Source organism: Nocardia sp. NPDC005825 (assembly GCF_040630175.1).
GTDB lineage: Bacteria > Actinomycetota > Actinomycetes > Mycobacteriales > Mycobacteriaceae > Nocardia.
The window spans coordinates 167,730-182,452 of record NZ_JBEXXC010000010.1 but is presented as its reverse complement, the minus strand read 5'-3'; the positions used below and the strand labels follow the sequence as shown (position 1 = coordinate 182,452).

The following is a 14,723-nucleotide window of genomic DNA, read 5'->3' as shown; positions in this document are numbered from 1 at the left end:
CGGTCAGTGCTGGACCTGGGCCAGCAGTGCGGTGGCGTGGACGAGGGTCAGCTGGACGCGGAATCTGGTGGCATCGGCCCTGGTTCGGTGCGGGAACGGGTCCTCACCGGTCAGGCCGCGCAGATCGTGCAGCAGGCGGGTGCCCTCGGCGATGGTGAGCCGGCCGGTGTCGACGAGATGGCGGACATTGCGGGTGCCGTCGAGGTCGCCGGTGCCCGTGGCGTAGGCGGTCACCTGGAGCAGGGCCGAACGCAGGCGCTTCTCACAGGCCGGAAAACGGCCGCGCCCATAATGTTTGACGGCGGCGCGCAGGTGATCGAGGGCGGTCTGCTGGCCGCGCACCTCCAGCTCGGTTTCCAGCAGGGCGACCCGATCGGCGAGGCGCACCGGCAGATCGCCGGTGGGTTTGAGGCGACAGCGCACCGTCTTGTCGGGGCCCTCCCCCGTCACCCGGTCGATCTTCATGCGATACCCGTCGGCCAGCAGCGCCCGGCGCAGCTCCGGCATCCACGCCGGAAGACTCTTGCGCTGCAACGACTCCCCCTGCAGGAAGCGCGACACCGTCACCTCGACCAGATCCAGCAGCGCCCGATCCGCCTCCGCGTTCCCGCCCTGCGCCGCGACTCGCGCCCCGTACACCGGACTCACCAGCCGCCCCCAGTAGCTGTCGGCGTTCACCCACATCGGGACCCCGTACTCCGGCCGCTTGAGATCCACCCCCAGCAGCAGCGCCTCGAGCGAGTGGAACCTCGACTGATCCCCGTAGATCAGCTCCAGGACCGACGCCACCGTCGGGTCCGACAACGTACTCATGGGCAACATCTTGGCGCAGCCCCCGAATCCGCCGCCCGCCAACCCACCTGCGCCACAACAAGATCAGGGAGCGGTCGGTGACAGCTCCCTGATCCCGCGGGTCAGCGTTCGAAGGCGGCGATGCATTCGACGTGATGGGTGCCGGGGAAGGCGTCGAAGACGCGCAGGGCCACGGGGTGGTACCCGGCGGAGCGGTAGAGACCCACGTCGCGGGCGAAAGAGGCCGGGTCGCAGCCGATATGGACGATCCGACGCGGGGAATGCTCGCTCAGGGCGTTGATCACGTCCTTGCCCGCGCCCGCGCGCGGCGGATCCAGAACCACGACATCCGGTGCGGCGCCGGACTGTTCGTGAATCCAGCGCTCGACCCGCTCGGCGGTCAGGTCCACGCAGGACAGGTCCCGCAGCGCGGCCCGACCTTCGGTGACCGCGGTGCGCGCGAACTCCACGCCGTGCACGAAACCGGTGTCGCCGACCTGCCCGGCCAGTCGCGCCGCGAACACGCCGACACCGCAGTACAGGTCCCACACCAGCGCGCCCGGCGCGGCATCGGCCCACTCGGCCACCACATCCGAATAGCATTGCGCCGCACCGTAATGCGGCTGCCAGAACCCGGTCGCCGACAGCTCCCACCGGCGCTCGGCGACATACTGCACCGCCCGCCCGGTGCCATCCACGACGCGCTCGGTCCGGGCGCTGTGCGCCGCCGCCCGCCGCGCGGCGGTACTGCGCCGATCCCCGCCGCGACCGCCCCGGTCACGTCGCTCGCGCTGCCCGCCGCGTTCGTCCCCGGCGGGCACGAGCTCCACCAGATGCCGCATCCCGTCCCCGTCCACGGCGACCACGAGATCGGCCCCGGGCGTCCAGTTCCGTTCGGCGATGCCGTCCATGGCTCCCGCCATCGGCTGCGGGCATCGCAGATCCGCGATCACCTCGGTGCTTCGATACCCGTGCACCCCGGCGCGGCCGTCGGCGTCCACGACCAGCCGCACCCGGCTGCGCCAGCCACCGGCATATGCGTCCGCCGACGGCGGCCCGACCCGCCGTACGCCGCGTCCGGACTCGGCGGCCGGGCTGCCGATGAGGGCACTCGCCACCCGCGTGGCCACTCCCCCGATCCGGCCCGGCGCGACACCGGTGGACGTGTCCGGGCGTCCCGCAGCGGGTGACTCGGATCCCGGTCCGTGCGCCACCGCACCGGACGGAAGCCCGACGGGCACCGGGATCGGTTCGACGACGAAGTCGGGCTCCCAGTCGGCGAGGCGACGCAGCTGGTCGGCGACGACCTGATGCTTGAGGGCGCGCTGGGCCTCGGGGGTGGCGAAGGTGAAGTCGCAGCAGCCCGCGCCGCCGGGGCCCGAGACCGGGCAGGTGGCGGGGACGCGGTCGGGCGACGGGTCGAGGATGTCGATGGCGTCGGCACGGCAGAACGAGCCGCCGCGATCCTCGGTGATCCGGGCCCGGACCAGTTCACCCGGCAGGCCGTGGCGGACGAACAGCACGCGGCCCTCGTGGCGGGCCACGCAGAATCCGCCGTGGCCGGGCGGGCCGAGACGAACCTCGAAGACCTCGCCGTACCAGTCGGGTCCGCTCACGACTCGTCCCCGAAACCGCGACGCACCGAACCGGGCGCGTTGACCACGCGGCTGGGATGGGCCCGGCCCGCCGAGGAGGACAGCTGCCAGGGGACGCTGGTCACCATGACGCCGGGCTCGAACAGCAGACGCCCCTTCAGGCGCAGCGCGCTCTGGTTGTGCAGCAGCTGCTCCCACCAGTGGCCGACCACGTATTCGGGGATGAACACGGTGACCACGTCGCGCGGCGAGGTCTTGCGCACCCGCTTCACGTAATCCACCACGGGCTTGGTGATCTCACGGTACGGCGATTCGATCACCTTGAGCGGCACCGCGATATCGCTGGACTCCCACGCGCGCACCAGCGCCCGGGTGTCGGGTTCGTCGACGTTCACCGTGATGGCCTCGATGGTGTCGGGCCGGGTGGCGCGGGCGTAGGCCAGGGCGCGCCGGGTCGGCATGTGCAACTTGGACACCAGCACGATGGAGTGGGTGCGGCTGGGCAGCACCCCGTCCCAGTCGGCCTCGTCCAGCTCCCGCGACACGGAGTCGTAGTGGCGGCGAATGAGTTTCATCAGGCCGAAGATCGCCGCCATGGTGATGATGGCGATCCACGCGCCCGCGAGGAACTTGGTGACCAGCACGATGATCAGCACGGTCGCGGTCATGGTCAGGCCGATGGCGTTGATCACGCGCGACCGCTTCATCCGCATCCGCTGAGCGGGATCGGTCTCGGTGCGCAGCAGCCGGGTCCAGTGCCGCAGCATGCCGGTCTGACTCAGCACGAACGACACGAACACGCCGACGATGTAGAGCTGGATCAGGCGCGTCACCTCCGCGCCGAACAGCACCACGAACGCGATCGCCGCGCCCGCCAGGAACAGGATGCCGTTACTGAACGCCAGCCGGTCACCACGGGTGTGCAGCTGACGCGGCAGGAAACGGTCCTGCGCCAGAATCGAACCCAGCACCGGGAAGCCGTTGAAGGCGGTGTTGGCCGCCAGCACCAGGATCAGCGCGGTGACGATGGTGATGAAGTAGAACCCGGCCGGGAAGCCCGAGAACACCGCCCCCGCCAGCTGCGCCACCAGGGTCTTCTGCTCGTAGCCCGCGGGCGCGCCGATCAGGTCCGAGGTGTTGTGGGCGTAGACGATGCCGACCTTCTGGGTGAGCACGATCATGCCCATGAACAGCGTGACCGCGATGCAGCCCAGCAGCAGCAGGGTGGTCGCGGCATTGCGCGACTTGGGTTTGCGGAAGGCGGGCACACCGTTGGAGATGGCCTCGACACCGGTCAGCGCCGCACAGCCGGAGGAGAAGGCGCGGGCGATGAGGAAGACGAACGCCAGGCCGAACAGATGCTCGTCCTCGGCCTTGAGTCCGAACCCGTACGACTCGGCGTGCACGGTCTGGCCCAGGAAGATCCGGACGAAACCCCAGATCAGCATGACGAACATGCCGATCATGAAGGCATAGGTGGGAATCGCGAACGCCGTGCCGGATTCGCGCACACCGCGCAGATTGATCGCGGTGAGGATCACAATCGCGGACACTGCGAACAGCACCTTGTGCGTCGAGACGAACGGCACCGCCGACCCGATATTGGACGCCGCCGAGGAGATCGACACCGCCACCGTGAGCACGTAGTCGACCAGCAGCGCGCTGCCGACCGTCAACCCCGCGGTGGGTCCCAGGTTCTTGGTGGCGACCTCGTAGTCGCCGCCGCCGGAGGGATAGGCGTGCACGTTCTGCCGGTAGCTGGCCACCACGACCGCCATCACCAGCGCGACCGCCAGACCGATCCAGGGTGCGTAGACGTAGGCGGACAGACCGGCCACCGACAGCACCAGGAAGATCTCCTCGGGCGCGTATGCCACCGAAGACAGCGCGTCCGAGGCGAAGACCGGGAGCGCGATCCGCTTGGGCAGCAGCGTATGACCGAGAGAATCGCTGCGGAATGGGCGGCCCACCAGCATGCGCTTGGCGGCCGTCGTCAACTTCGACACTCCTGGCAGCATAGGTCAGTCCGCGGGGGACCGTGTTCGCGGCGCGACGCGGGCCGCCCGCGGCCGTAGGGTGACCTCGGGCGCTGTGAGGTTTTTCCGGTTCCGGTTTGAACAGGTTCCGGAGGGGGAAAGTGCCCGCAGTGAAACTCGAGCGGTACGGTTGCCACCCGGCCGATATTTCGATCAAGCAACCAGACCGCACACCACGGTTTTCGGGAATGGGGTTCGTACGGTGTACGTCGTGATCATGGGATGTGGGCGGGTCGGATCCTCGCTCGCCCGCGCCCTCGTCCGCATCGGCCACGAGGTCGCGGTGATCGATCAGAACTCGAGCGCCTTCCTGCGCCTGGGCCGCGACTTCCCGGGTCTGTGCATCACCGGCGTCGGCTTCGATCGAGATGTGCTGACCCGGGCCGGAATCGAACGCGCCGGCGCCTTCGCCGCCGTCTCCTCCGGCGACAACTCCAACATCATCTCCGCGCGCGTCGCCCGCGAGACCTTCGGCGTGGAGCGCGTGGTCGCCCGCATCTACGACGCCAAACGCGCCGCCGTCTACGAGCGCCTCGGCATCCCCACCATCGCCACCGTGCCCTGGACCACCGATCGGTTCCTGCGCAATCTGGTCGCCGACCAGTCCACCACCACCTGGCGCGACCCCACCGGCACCGTCGCCGTCACCGAACTCGACCTGCACGAGAACTGGTTCGGGCGTTCGGTGAACGCGCTGGAGGAGGCCATCGGGGCCCGGGTCGCCTTCGTCATCCGCTTCGGTCAGGGCGTGCTGCCCACCGGCAAATCCATGCTGCAGGCCGACGACCTGGTCTACATCGCCGCCACCTCCGGCACCGTGGGCGAGGCCGTCGCCCTGGCCGCCAACCCGCCTGCGAGCGAGGACTGATCATGAAGGTTGCCATCGCCGGGGCCGGCGCCGTCGGCCGCTCCATCGCCCAGGAACTCCTACGCGGCGGCCACCAGGTCATGCTGCTGGAACGCCGCCTCGACCACATCGACCCCACCAGCGCGCCCACCGCCGTCTGGACCCACGCCGACGCCTGCGAGCTGGAGACGCTCGAGGAAGCCGGACTCGAGACCTACGACGTGGTCATCGCCGCCACCGGCGACGACAAGGTGAACCTGGTGTTCAGCCTGCTCGCCAAGACCGAATTCGGGGTGCAGCGGGTGGTGGCCCGCGTCAACGACCCGCGCAACGAGTGGCTGTTCGACTCCTCCTGGGGCGTCGACGTCGCGGTGTCCACGCCGCGTCTGCTGGCCTCGCTCGTCGAGGAGGCCGTCTCGGTCGGCGACCTGGTGCGCCTGATGACGCTGCGCCAGGGTCAGGCCAACCTGGTCGAGATCACCCTGCCCACCGATACCCCCTTGGCGGGCAAGGCCGTTCGCACCCTCACCCTGCCCCGCGACGCCGCCCTGGTCACCATCCTGCGCGGCGGGCGCGTCATCGTCCCGCAGGCCGACGATCCGCTGGAAGGCGAGGACGAACTGCTGTTCGTCACCTCGGTCGAGGCCGAGGACGAACTGCGCAAGACGCTCGGCGTCAACGGAGTCAACGGACTCGGCGCCAATGGCCTCGGCTCGGCCGAAGCCACCGCCTGACCCGCGAACCCCCACAAACGGCGATGGGCCGGGCGCACCCCCTGCGCCCGGCCCATTCGCCGTCTTCGACCCCCGAACCCTCAGGACGCCTCCCGCAGTTCGGCGCGCAGCCGGTTCAGCGCGCGGTGCTGCATGACCCGCACCACGCCCGGGCTGGTGCCGATGGCCTCGGCGGTCTCGGCCGCGGTCCAGCCCAGCACGATCCGCATGACCAGCACCTCACGGTGGGTCGAGGACAGCACCTGCATGAGGTCGCGGGTGGCGCGACGGGTCTCCATCGCCAGCGCCCGCTCCTCCGGACCCGCCTCGGTGTTCGGCGCGTCGGGGAACTCCGCGACCGGATAGGCCGGGTGCAGCTGCGCCCGCCGGAACGCGTCGGCCACCTTGTTCGCCGAAATGCCGTAGACGAAGGCCAGGAAGGACTTGCCCTGGTCGCGGTAGCGCGGGATGGCCTGCACCGTCGCCAGGCAGATCTCCTGCGCCACATCGTCCGCGGTCACGTGCAGGTGGCCCGCGCCGCCCAGGCGGGCCGCGCAGTAGCGGCGCACCAGCGGGTAGACGATCTTGAGGATCTCGGAGACGGCGGCGCGGTCACCGGCGGCGGCCGGGCCGATCAGCTTCTCCAATTCCGCTGCGGCGCGCCGGGACTCCGACGTCGCCACACTGCCGGTCTTGCTGCCTCCCCGCCCCGCCGGGTGCCGGCGCGAGGCTGCAATCTGCACCGCGGTCCCGAGCCCCTCGCCCCGTTCCTGCGCTGCCACTGCCTTGCCGTCGGTACTCAACTCCGCGTTCCTTTCTCCGTAGCCTGTGAGAGCTTCTGAGAAAGATCGTGCTCGCCGGGGGGCCGCCGAAATAGGTACCCCAGGGGTGGGTTGGTCACCCCCTTCCGTCCCCCGAGGGCCCCGAAGGTGTTGCGCGACGCGGATTTAGCGCGATAAGTGCCCGAATTGGACGATTGAGCTAGACGGCGGAGTCCGAGGTCCCGGCCGTTTTCGCCGTGGCAGAGGGCAGATGTCCGGCCTTGCGGACCGCCCAGAAGGTCACCAGCGCCGCCACCGCGGTCAACGGCCACCCCATACCGATACGCGCCACCGCCAGCAGACCCGTGCTGTTGGCCGCGTACAGGTGGTTCTGCACCAGGTACCGGGCCACGAACACCAGCGCCCACACCGCGGTCGCGATGTCGTAGAGCCGCATGGCGCGCTTGTCCGACCGCCACCCGGTGCCGTGCCCGTTCAGGGCGCCCCAGATCACACCGGCCAGCGGCCAGCGCACCACCAGCGACAGCAGGAACGCCCCGCCGTACACCAGGCTCGCGTAGATGCCGAACAGGAAGAAGCCCTTCGCCTCACCCATCCGGTAGGCGATGAACGCGCACACGCCCACCCCCAGGAAACCGGAGATGGCGGGCTGGATCGGACCGCGACGCACCAAGCGCCACACCAGGATCGCCGCGGCCACGGCCAGCGACGCCCAGATCGCGGCGGTCAGGCCGCGCAGCGAATTCACCGGCACGAACACCAGCACCGGCAGCGAGGAGTAGATCAGGCCCGACAGGCCGCCCATCTGCTCGAGCAGAGTGGGCTCGGGGCCGTCCTCGGCGCCCTCGTGGTCCTGGTCGGCCGCGCGTTCGGCGTCGACGATCGCCTGCATGTCGTCGTCCAGCAGGGCCTTGTCCAGCCGCCACGGGATCTCACCGGCTTCCGGTACCGCGTTGAGCTGGACCGTGGGCGGATCGAAGGCGGGCTCGGCGGGGCCGCGGCCCTCGTCGCCGCTGCTGGTGGGGTTCGGCATGAGTGTCAGGAATTCCCGCGCAGTTCGTAGTAGGGGTTGTAGATGACCTTGCCGCCATCGCGTTCACCGACGCGGCCGCGGACCAGAATACGACGGCCCGGTTCGATTCCGGGGATACGACGCCTGCCGATGAACACCAGCGCCACACTGTCGGTGCCGTCGAAGAATTCGGCGGCCACTTCCGCCCCGCCGGCCTTGGGACAGGCCTCCACACTGCGGAGCCGGCCAACCATGGTGACTTCCTCACCACGCCGGCATTCCGATGCCCGGGACGCGCCCGACGCCTCCGACGTCTCGGCGAGCTCCTCGGCATCCAAACGATCCAGGTCCTCCGTCAGTCTGCGGCCGAGCCGCCGGAAATAGCCTGACGGGGTGTCCTTCCCACCCGCGGATGGCATCTCGCACGCTCTCCTGTAGAGCTCGGACGGCGTGGGTCTCACGTCGTTCGTTCCTTCCACGTCGGCCGGCGGTTTGCCACCCGGCCGCTCGTGGCCGTACCTCCGCCACTGTAGATGGGACGGGCTGCACCCGCCACGCGCGCCCGTCCCCGCTACAGTCGGCCGGTGCCCGATCTTCCCCGTCCGGCGGTCGCCGTCGCCCTCCCCGGAACCGGCTCCGACGCCCACTTCGCCCGCCGCGCCTTCGGATCCGCCTGCGCCGCATTGGATCTGCCGTTCCTGGCGGTCGACCCGGACCCGCGTGCCGTGATCGAGAGCTACCGGGCCGCACTCGATGCCGCCGCCCGCTCCGGACCCGTCCTGGTCACCGGGATCTCACTGGGCGCGGCCGTCGCCGTGGACTGGGCCGCCGAGCACCCCGACTCGGTCTTCGGAGTGGTCGCCGCGCTGCCCGCCTGGACCGGCGCCGACACCACCGGCTGCCCCGCGGCCCTGTCCGCCGCCGCCACCGCCGCCCAGCTGCGCGCCGACGGCCTCGACGCCGTCATCGACCGGATGCGTGCCTCCAGCCCCGCCTGGCTGGCCGACGCCCTGACCCGCTCCTGGACCTCCCAGTGGCCGGAACTGCCGTCCGCGCTGGAGGAGGCCGCCGCCTACGCCTGGCCCGAACCCGGGCTGCTCAGCCGGGTCGGCGCACCCGTCGAGATCATCGCCGCGGTCGACGATCCGGTGCACCCGCTGGCCGTGGCCGAGCAGTGGGCCGTGCACCTCCCCCATGCCACGCTGCACAGGATCACCCTCGACGAGTTGGGTTCGGACCCCTCGATTCTGGGTACCCGTGGCATCAATGCCCTCTTCCCTCGCCGCGTCACCACCCCCTGATCGAATTCCGGCCCACCGCAGCACAACTCCGGCCCACCCGACCACGATCGTCGGATCCGAGGCCCGGCTGTCCGCTGAGCGGACACCGATTCAGCCGATAGCGAAACGGGGCACCGCCGGTGTGGCGGTGCCCCGTTTCCTCGTGTGTCAGAGCCGAATCCGGGTCGGTGATCGCGACCCGGACAGCCCGGTGAACGGTCTCTACAGCGCGGTCAGTTCAGGCCCAGCTGCTGCATGGCCGAGCCCTCCGCGCCGCGCCGCGGCTCGGTCGGAGCCTGCTCGGGCTGGAAGGCGGGGCCGCCCTGCATGGCGTCCATCTGGGCCTGCATGGCCTGCTGCTGGGCCGCCAGCTGCTGCTGGTGGGCGGCGGCCAACTGGTCGGCCAACTCCTGGGGTAGGACCACGGGGAGGGGTTCGCGGACCGGTAGCGGCTCGTCGCCGCGACGCACCACGGTCTCGCCCATGACCGCGCGAGCGGCCGCCACCAGCGGCGTGTTCTCGTCCGCCGCGCCGGTCGGTCCGGCCGCGACGAGGCGAACCATCCAGCGGTGACCGTCCACGCCGATGAACCGCAGATCCGCGCCCTGGGTGACGGCGTGCAGCTCGCGGCCCCACGGACCCTGCACCACCGACACCTGCGCGCCGTCCTTGCGCAGCGTCTCCGCCAGATCGGCTGCCACCGAACGCCATTGGCCCGCGGACTTGGGCGCGGCGTAGGCCGCCACCGTGATGCGGCCGTGCTGGGTGGCCAGGTGCACCGCCTGCGGGGTGCCGTCGGGGGTCATCTCGACCTGCAGCTGCCCGCCCGGCGGCACCGGCACGATGACCGAGCCCAGGTCCAGGCGCTGTTCGGCGATGGCCTCGAGCCGGTCGGCGACGTCCTCGTAGTCGTACGGGCCGATCTCGGGGCCGCGCGCGGGCGCCGGCTCGTCGTCGTATTCGTCTGCCGCGTCGGCGGTTTCGTCGTACTCGTCCTCGTACTCGTCGTACTCGGTGTACTCGTCGTCGTACTGCGGCGCGTCGTCTCTGTCGCCGCCCTTGCTCTTCTTGCGTCCGAACACCATCGTCATGCCTCCTTGCCGGTCGCCTGACCCGCCCCACCGGACTGCGCGAGGCTGGCATGCCCACCGCTGGATCCGTATCCTCCCGCGCCGCGCGCGGAGTCGTCGAGCTCCTCCACCTCGACGAAGTCCACCAATTCGACCTTCTGCACCAACAATTGTGCGATGCGGTCACCCCGCCGGAGCTCGATCGCGGTGCGCGGATCGTGGTTGATCAGGCACACCTTGATCTCACCGCGGTAACCCGCGTCGACCGTGCCGGGGGTGTTGACGACCGACAGGCCCGCCTTGGCCGCCAGCCCGGAGCGCGGATGGATCAGCCCCACCGTGCCGATCGGGAGGGCCACCGCGATGCCGGTACCGACCAGCACCCGCTCCCCCGGTTCGATGATGACGTCCTCGGTGGTGCACAGGTCCACGCCGGCGTCGCCCTCGTGAGCACGCGTCGGTACGGGGATGCCGGGATCGAGCCGCAGCAGTGGGATAGGTGGAATACCGGTCACGTGCGCCGAGCCTACGCGTTCGACCGCTCAGCCATTGACCTAGTCTGAGGTCGTGTCCGACCAGCCCCCTCAGGTGAAACCTCAGCCGCAGACCAAGCCCCTCTACACCGAGCGCCTCTGGGTGCCGCTGTGGTGGTGGCCGGCCGCGCTCGTCGTGACCGGGCTGCTGGCAGCCGAAATCCACATGGGCGCACCGGGTGTGCGGGCCTGGCTGCCGTACGTGCTGCTGTTCCCCATCGCGGCATGGGTGCTGTTGTGGTTCTCGCGTCATCGCCTGGAAGTAGCCCCGGACGCGGACGGCGTCCCGGAACTGCGCACCGGCCGCGCGCATCTGCCCGCGACCTTCGTCAAGCGGGCGGCGCCGGTTCCGACCAGCGCGAAGAGTGCGGCGTTGGGCCGACAACTCGACCCCGCCGCCTTCGTCCAGCATCGGGCCTGGATCGGGCCCATGGTGTTGCTCGTCCTCGACGATCCCGAGGATCCGACGCCGTACTGGCTGGTCAGTACGCGTCATCCGGAACGGGTGATCGCGGCGCTGGGCCTGGAGAACGCGGCCGAATCGGCCTGATCCCCTTCGATCACATTTTCTGAGAAGTACTGCGCGATCCGGCCCGGCCCACGCTCGGCGAACCGAGCGCGGGCTGGCCGGACACGCTCTGAGGGACCGAGCCTTAGGCGGCGCAGTCCATGCAGATCAGCTGACCGCCGGCCTCGCTGGCCAGACGGCTGCGGTGGTGCACCAGGAAGCAGCTCGAACACGTGAATTCGTCCGCCTGCTTCGGGATGACCCGGACCGAGAGCACTTCCTCGGAAAGGTCCGCGCCGGGAAGCTCGAACGACTCCGCGGTATCGGATTCGTCGATATCCACGACGGCGGACGCGGCTTCGTTGCGGCGAGCCTTCAGCTCCTCCAGCGAGTCCTCCGAAACGTCGTCGGATTCATTGCGCCGCGGTGCGTCATAGTCGGTTGCCATGTCGTCTTCCCCTCGTCCTCACTCCGTATATCCCGGACCGGCACCCGCTCGACCAGGCCCTTCCGGAGCCTGACCGGGCCGCGATACCGCCCCGCCCGTGGTGTACGTCACGCGTACACCGGTCACAGATCCGGGCCGGATAGTTCCTCATCCGCACCGGATCGCGCTCGGTCAACGCAGGACATGCCCTTGTTGTTCCCGAAATCGAACCCCAGATTCACCTGGGTTGTACGATCTGGGCCGCCAGACAATAGCGGACCCCGGGACCAAAGTCGCAATCAAAACCCGCGCGAGTTGAAACTGAGGGGCAATCGTCACCGGCGAGGGAACTGTCCGAGATCTTCCGCACCGCCTCGAGACCTCCCCTCCACCTCCGCGACACCCCGCGCGCCACACCGGTGCCCGACTTGCCGCAGCCGTTCACACGACATTCCCGACGTTTTCGTAGAGTGTGGTCGTGGTTTCACTGATCACCCAAGGTAAAACGACCGATCCGAGCGGGCGGAACTTCATTCGCCGACGCTGGGAGCCCTGGGCCGCCATGGTCGGCGTCATCGCCCTGATCTGCGTCGTCGTGTGGTTCAAGGCGCTGACGACGAGCGAGGGTGACCAGGGCGCGATGGCCTGCAACTCCCCCAGCCCCGCCTCGAGCACCTCCGCGGCCAAGCCCGCTCCGCTCGGCGAACGGGTCGGCAACTCGCGGCTGCGCGACGTGCAGCCCGCCGCGCTCGCCGCCTCCAAGGTGCGGGTGTTCAACGCCAACGGACAGCGCGGCCAGGCCGCGCATGTGGCCTCCCAGCTGGGCGATCTCGGTTTCGCCAGCGCCCCGGACGTGCAGATCGGCAATGACCCGGTCTACGTGAACGGCGATCTGGAGTGCACCGGGCAGATCCGCTTCGGCGTGAAGGGCCGGCCCGCCGCGGCCGCGGTCCAGCTGGTGGTGCCGTGCGCCGAGCTGATCGAGGATCAGCGCCAGGACGAGACCGTGGACATGGTGCTGGGCTCGCTGTTCCGCGACATCCGGCCCAGTACCGATGCCGAAGAGGTGCTGCGGGCGCTGAAGAACCCGACGCCGGGCACCGCGCCCGCGGTGGACCCGAAACTGCTCGACGCCGCGCGCCACGCGAAGTGTTGAGAATCTCTTTCGGGACGACGCGGCTCTGACCGTTCGCGCCGTCCGCGAATCTCGTGCCGTCACAGCCGAATAGATGTCTCGGGGCCCGATGCCCCGGGACGAATCGATCGCCGCGACCTCCTCGGTCGCGGCGATCGGCTGTTCAGCCCTCTGTCAGGGAATCGGGATAGGGGTGGTGACATCGAACCGTTCGAACAGGCCGAACAGTTCGTCAGCGATGCCGGGTGCCGCCGCCGACACCAAATCGCCTGCCGCACCCGGCGAGTCGAGCTCCGGCGGCAGGATCAGCCGCGCGCCCGCCTCGGTGGCGATCAGCGCGCCCGCGGCCCAGTCCCACAGGTTGAGGCCGTGCTCGAAGTAGGCGTCGGTGCGGCCCTCGGCCACCGCGCACAGGTCCAGGGCGGCCGAACCGAAGCGGCGGAGGTCGCGAATGTGCGGCAGCACCTTGCCGATCAGTTCGCCCTGGCGGGTGCGGCGCTCGGTGGCGTAGGCGAAGCCGGTGGCCACCAGTGCCATCGACGTCGTGTCGACCGGGTTGGCGCGCAACGCAACCGGGTCGCCGCCGGGGGCGGTGCCGTCGGGGCTGGAGGCGGCGCGGTGCGCGCCCAGGCCCAGCCCGGCGCTGTAGGTGACGGCGTGCGCGACGTCGGCGACCGCGCCCGCGACCGGTCGGCCGCCGCGCACCGCGGCCACCGACACCGAGTAGGACGGGATGCCGTAGACGAAGTTGACGGTGCCGTCAATGGGGTCGACCACCCAGTGCACCAGGTCCGGGTCGGCGGCGATGGTGCCGCCGTCCTCCTCGCCGACCACCCGGTCGCCGGGGCGCAGGTCGGCGACCAGCTTGCGGACCAGCTGTTCGGTCTCGGTGTCGACGATGGTGACGGGGTCGGTGGGGGTGGACTTGGACTGCACGGCGTCGGTGGCGTGCGCGCCCGGCCCGAAGACCTGCGGGCGGCGCTCGCGCACATGCGCGGCGGCGGTCTCGGCGAGATGCACCGCGACCCGGCGCAGTTCGGCTATATCTGAAGTGTCGGTGTTCGTGGCGTCGGCGGGGGCGATGGAAGTGAAATTCGATTCCGGCACGAGCTCCATCGCAGCACAGATCCGGCATCGCGCGCATTAGGCTTGTCGTGCACGACACAAGGTGCAGGTCGAGGGAGAGAACGAGGTGTGGTCCATGTCCGATCCCGGACACGCGTTCGGCATCGATATCGGTGGCAGCGGTGTGAAGGGCGCCGAGGTCGATCTCGCGACCGGCGAGCTGGTCTATGAGCGGATCAAGATCGCGACGCCGCACCCGGCCACTCCGAACGCGGTCGCCGAGGCGGTGGCCAAGCTGGTCGCGCAGGCCGGCTGGGAGGGCCCGGTCGGCATCACCATGCCCAGCGTGGTGCTGCACGGCCAGGTGCGCACGGCCGCCAATATCGACAAGACCTGGATCGGCATCGACGCCCGGCACCTGTTCTCGGTGGCGCTGGGCGGCCGCGACGTGACAGTGCTCAATGACGCGGACGCCGCGGGCATGGCCGAGGACCGTTTCGGCGCGGCAAAGGATCTCAGCGGTCTGGTCATGCTGCTCACCTTCGGCACCGGGATCGGTTCGGCGGTCATGTACAACGGTGTGCTCATGCCCAACAGCGAGCTCGGGCACATCGAGGTGGACGGCCGGGAGGCCGAGCATCGGGCGGCCGCGTCGGTCAAGGATCGGGTCGGCATGTCCTACCCGGAGTGGGCGGTGGAGGTGTCCAAGGTGCTGGTCACCCTGGAGAACCTGTTCTGGCCGAACGTGTTCGTCGCCGGTGGCGGCATCAGCCGCGATCACCAGGAGTGGATTCCGTTGCTCACCAACAGAACCCCCGTGGTGCCGGCCGCTCTGCGCAATACCGCGGGCATCGTCGGAGCCGCCATGGCGGTGTCAGCCGGTATCGCACCGTAAGTAAGCTGGTTCGATCGTTACAATGGAACGCAT

General features: G+C 69.9%; 16 protein-coding genes. 6 read left to right on the top strand and 10 right to left on the bottom strand.

Going from position 1 to position 14,723, the window contains the following annotated elements:
• Positions 1 to 3: 3 nt before the first annotated feature.
• From ABZ382_RS25995 to ABZ382_RS25985, 3 genes are all read right to left on the bottom strand, one after another.
• Positions 4 to 813: a hypothetical protein gene (locus ABZ382_RS25995; protein ID WP_357093720.1), complete on the bottom strand. Its 810-nt coding sequence runs from the start codon at positions 811 to 813 to the stop codon at positions 4 to 6.
• Positions 814 to 914: 101 nt separating this feature from the next.
• Positions 915 to 2,408 carry a TRAM domain-containing protein gene (locus tag ABZ382_RS25990; protein ID WP_357093717.1) on the bottom strand — a complete coding sequence of 498 codons (1,494 nt, stop codon included), beginning with the start codon at positions 2,406 to 2,408 and terminating at the stop codon, positions 915 to 917.
• Positions 2,405 to 4,393, bottom strand: coding sequence for an APC family permease (locus ABZ382_RS25985; RefSeq protein WP_357093714.1), 1,989 nt, complete (start codon positions 4,391 to 4,393; stop codon positions 2,405 to 2,407). Before ABZ382_RS25985 ends, ABZ382_RS25990 begins: the two co-directional genes overlap by 4 nt.
• A 232-nt stretch (positions 4,394 to 4,625) precedes the next feature.
• On the opposite strand from ABZ382_RS25985, the gene ABZ382_RS25980 reads away from it, so the two are divergent.
• Together ABZ382_RS25980 and ABZ382_RS25975 are read left to right on the top strand one after the other, a co-directional pair.
• Positions 4,626 to 5,291, top strand: a complete 666-nt coding sequence (locus ABZ382_RS25980; RefSeq protein ID WP_357093712.1) for a TrkA family potassium uptake protein — start codon at positions 4,626 to 4,628, stop codon at positions 5,289 to 5,291.
• Between the two features lie 2 nt (positions 5,292 to 5,293).
• A complete protein-coding gene (locus ABZ382_RS25975) occupies positions 5,294 to 6,004 on the top strand; it encodes a TrkA family potassium uptake protein (protein WP_357093709.1) in 711 nt (236 codons plus the stop codon).
• Positions 6,005 to 6,084: 80 nt separating this feature from the next.
• Here the strand turns inward: ABZ382_RS25975 and ABZ382_RS25970 are convergent, their stop codons facing one another.
• The 3 genes from ABZ382_RS25970 to ABZ382_RS25960 all read right to left on the bottom strand — a co-directional run bounded on the left by ABZ382_RS25970 (position 6,085) and on the right by ABZ382_RS25960 (position 8,196).
• On the bottom strand, positions 6,085 to 6,666 hold the full coding sequence (locus ABZ382_RS25970; protein WP_246598726.1) for a sigma-70 family RNA polymerase sigma factor: 582 nt from the start codon (positions 6,664 to 6,666) through the stop codon (positions 6,085 to 6,087).
• A 298-nt stretch (positions 6,667 to 6,964) separates the two neighbouring features.
• Entirely contained in the window at positions 6,965 to 7,570 is a 606-nt protein-coding gene (locus tag ABZ382_RS25965; protein WP_357094102.1) for a DUF3159 domain-containing protein, read from the bottom strand.
• 233 nt (positions 7,571 to 7,803) lie between these two features.
• Positions 7,804 to 8,196, bottom strand: a complete 393-nt coding sequence (locus ABZ382_RS25960; protein ID WP_357093706.1) for an OB-fold nucleic acid binding domain-containing protein — start codon at positions 8,194 to 8,196, stop codon at positions 7,804 to 7,806.
• 165 nt (positions 8,197 to 8,361) lie between these two features.
• On the opposite strand from ABZ382_RS25960, the gene ABZ382_RS25955 reads away from it, so the two are divergent.
• Entirely contained in the window at positions 8,362 to 9,078 is a 717-nt protein-coding gene (locus ABZ382_RS25955) for an alpha/beta hydrolase (protein WP_357093703.1), read from the top strand.
• A 212-nt stretch (positions 9,079 to 9,290) separates the two neighbouring features.
• Here the strand turns inward: ABZ382_RS25955 and ABZ382_RS25950 are convergent, their stop codons facing one another.
• Entirely contained in the window at positions 9,291 to 10,142 is an 852-nt protein-coding gene (locus ABZ382_RS25950) for a DUF3710 domain-containing protein (RefSeq protein ID WP_357094100.1), read from the bottom strand.
• Positions 10,143 to 10,144: 2 nt separating this feature from the next.
• Positions 10,145 to 10,642, bottom strand: coding sequence for a dUTP diphosphatase (gene dut, locus ABZ382_RS25945; protein ID WP_357093700.1), 498 nt, complete (start codon positions 10,640 to 10,642; stop codon positions 10,145 to 10,147).
• A gap of 52 nt (positions 10,643 to 10,694) precedes the next feature.
• Here dut and ABZ382_RS25940 point away from each other — a divergent pair, with 52 nt between their 5' ends.
• On the top strand, positions 10,695 to 11,210 hold the full coding sequence (locus ABZ382_RS25940; RefSeq protein ID WP_357093697.1) for a DUF3093 domain-containing protein: 516 nt from the start codon (positions 10,695 to 10,697) through the stop codon (positions 11,208 to 11,210).
• Positions 11,211 to 11,313: 103 nt separating this feature from the next.
• Here the strand turns inward: ABZ382_RS25940 and ABZ382_RS25935 are convergent, their stop codons facing one another.
• A complete protein-coding gene (locus tag ABZ382_RS25935; RefSeq protein ID WP_040859007.1) occupies positions 11,314 to 11,616 on the bottom strand; it encodes a DUF4193 domain-containing protein in 303 nt (100 codons plus the stop codon).
• A gap of 457 nt (positions 11,617 to 12,073) precedes the next feature.
• Between ABZ382_RS25935 and cei the strand changes: the two genes are divergently transcribed.
• A complete protein-coding gene (cei, locus tag ABZ382_RS25930) occupies positions 12,074 to 12,751 on the top strand; it encodes an envelope integrity protein Cei (RefSeq protein WP_357093692.1) in 678 nt (225 codons plus the stop codon).
• 153 nt (positions 12,752 to 12,904) lie between these two features.
• On the opposite strand, the gene ABZ382_RS25925 is transcribed toward cei, so the two are convergent.
• The gene (locus ABZ382_RS25925; RefSeq protein ID WP_357093689.1) at positions 12,905 to 13,846 is read right to left on the bottom strand and encodes an inositol monophosphatase family protein; all 942 of its coding nucleotides are present in this window, start codon (positions 13,844 to 13,846) and stop codon (positions 12,905 to 12,907) included.
• An 85-nt stretch (positions 13,847 to 13,931) separates the two neighbouring features.
• On the opposite strand from ABZ382_RS25925, the gene ppgK reads away from it, so the two are divergent.
• On the top strand, positions 13,932 to 14,690 hold the full coding sequence (gene ppgK, locus ABZ382_RS25920; RefSeq protein WP_357093686.1) for a polyphosphate--glucose phosphotransferase: 759 nt from the start codon (positions 13,932 to 13,934) through the stop codon (positions 14,688 to 14,690).
• Positions 14,691 to 14,723: the final 33 nt, after the last annotated feature.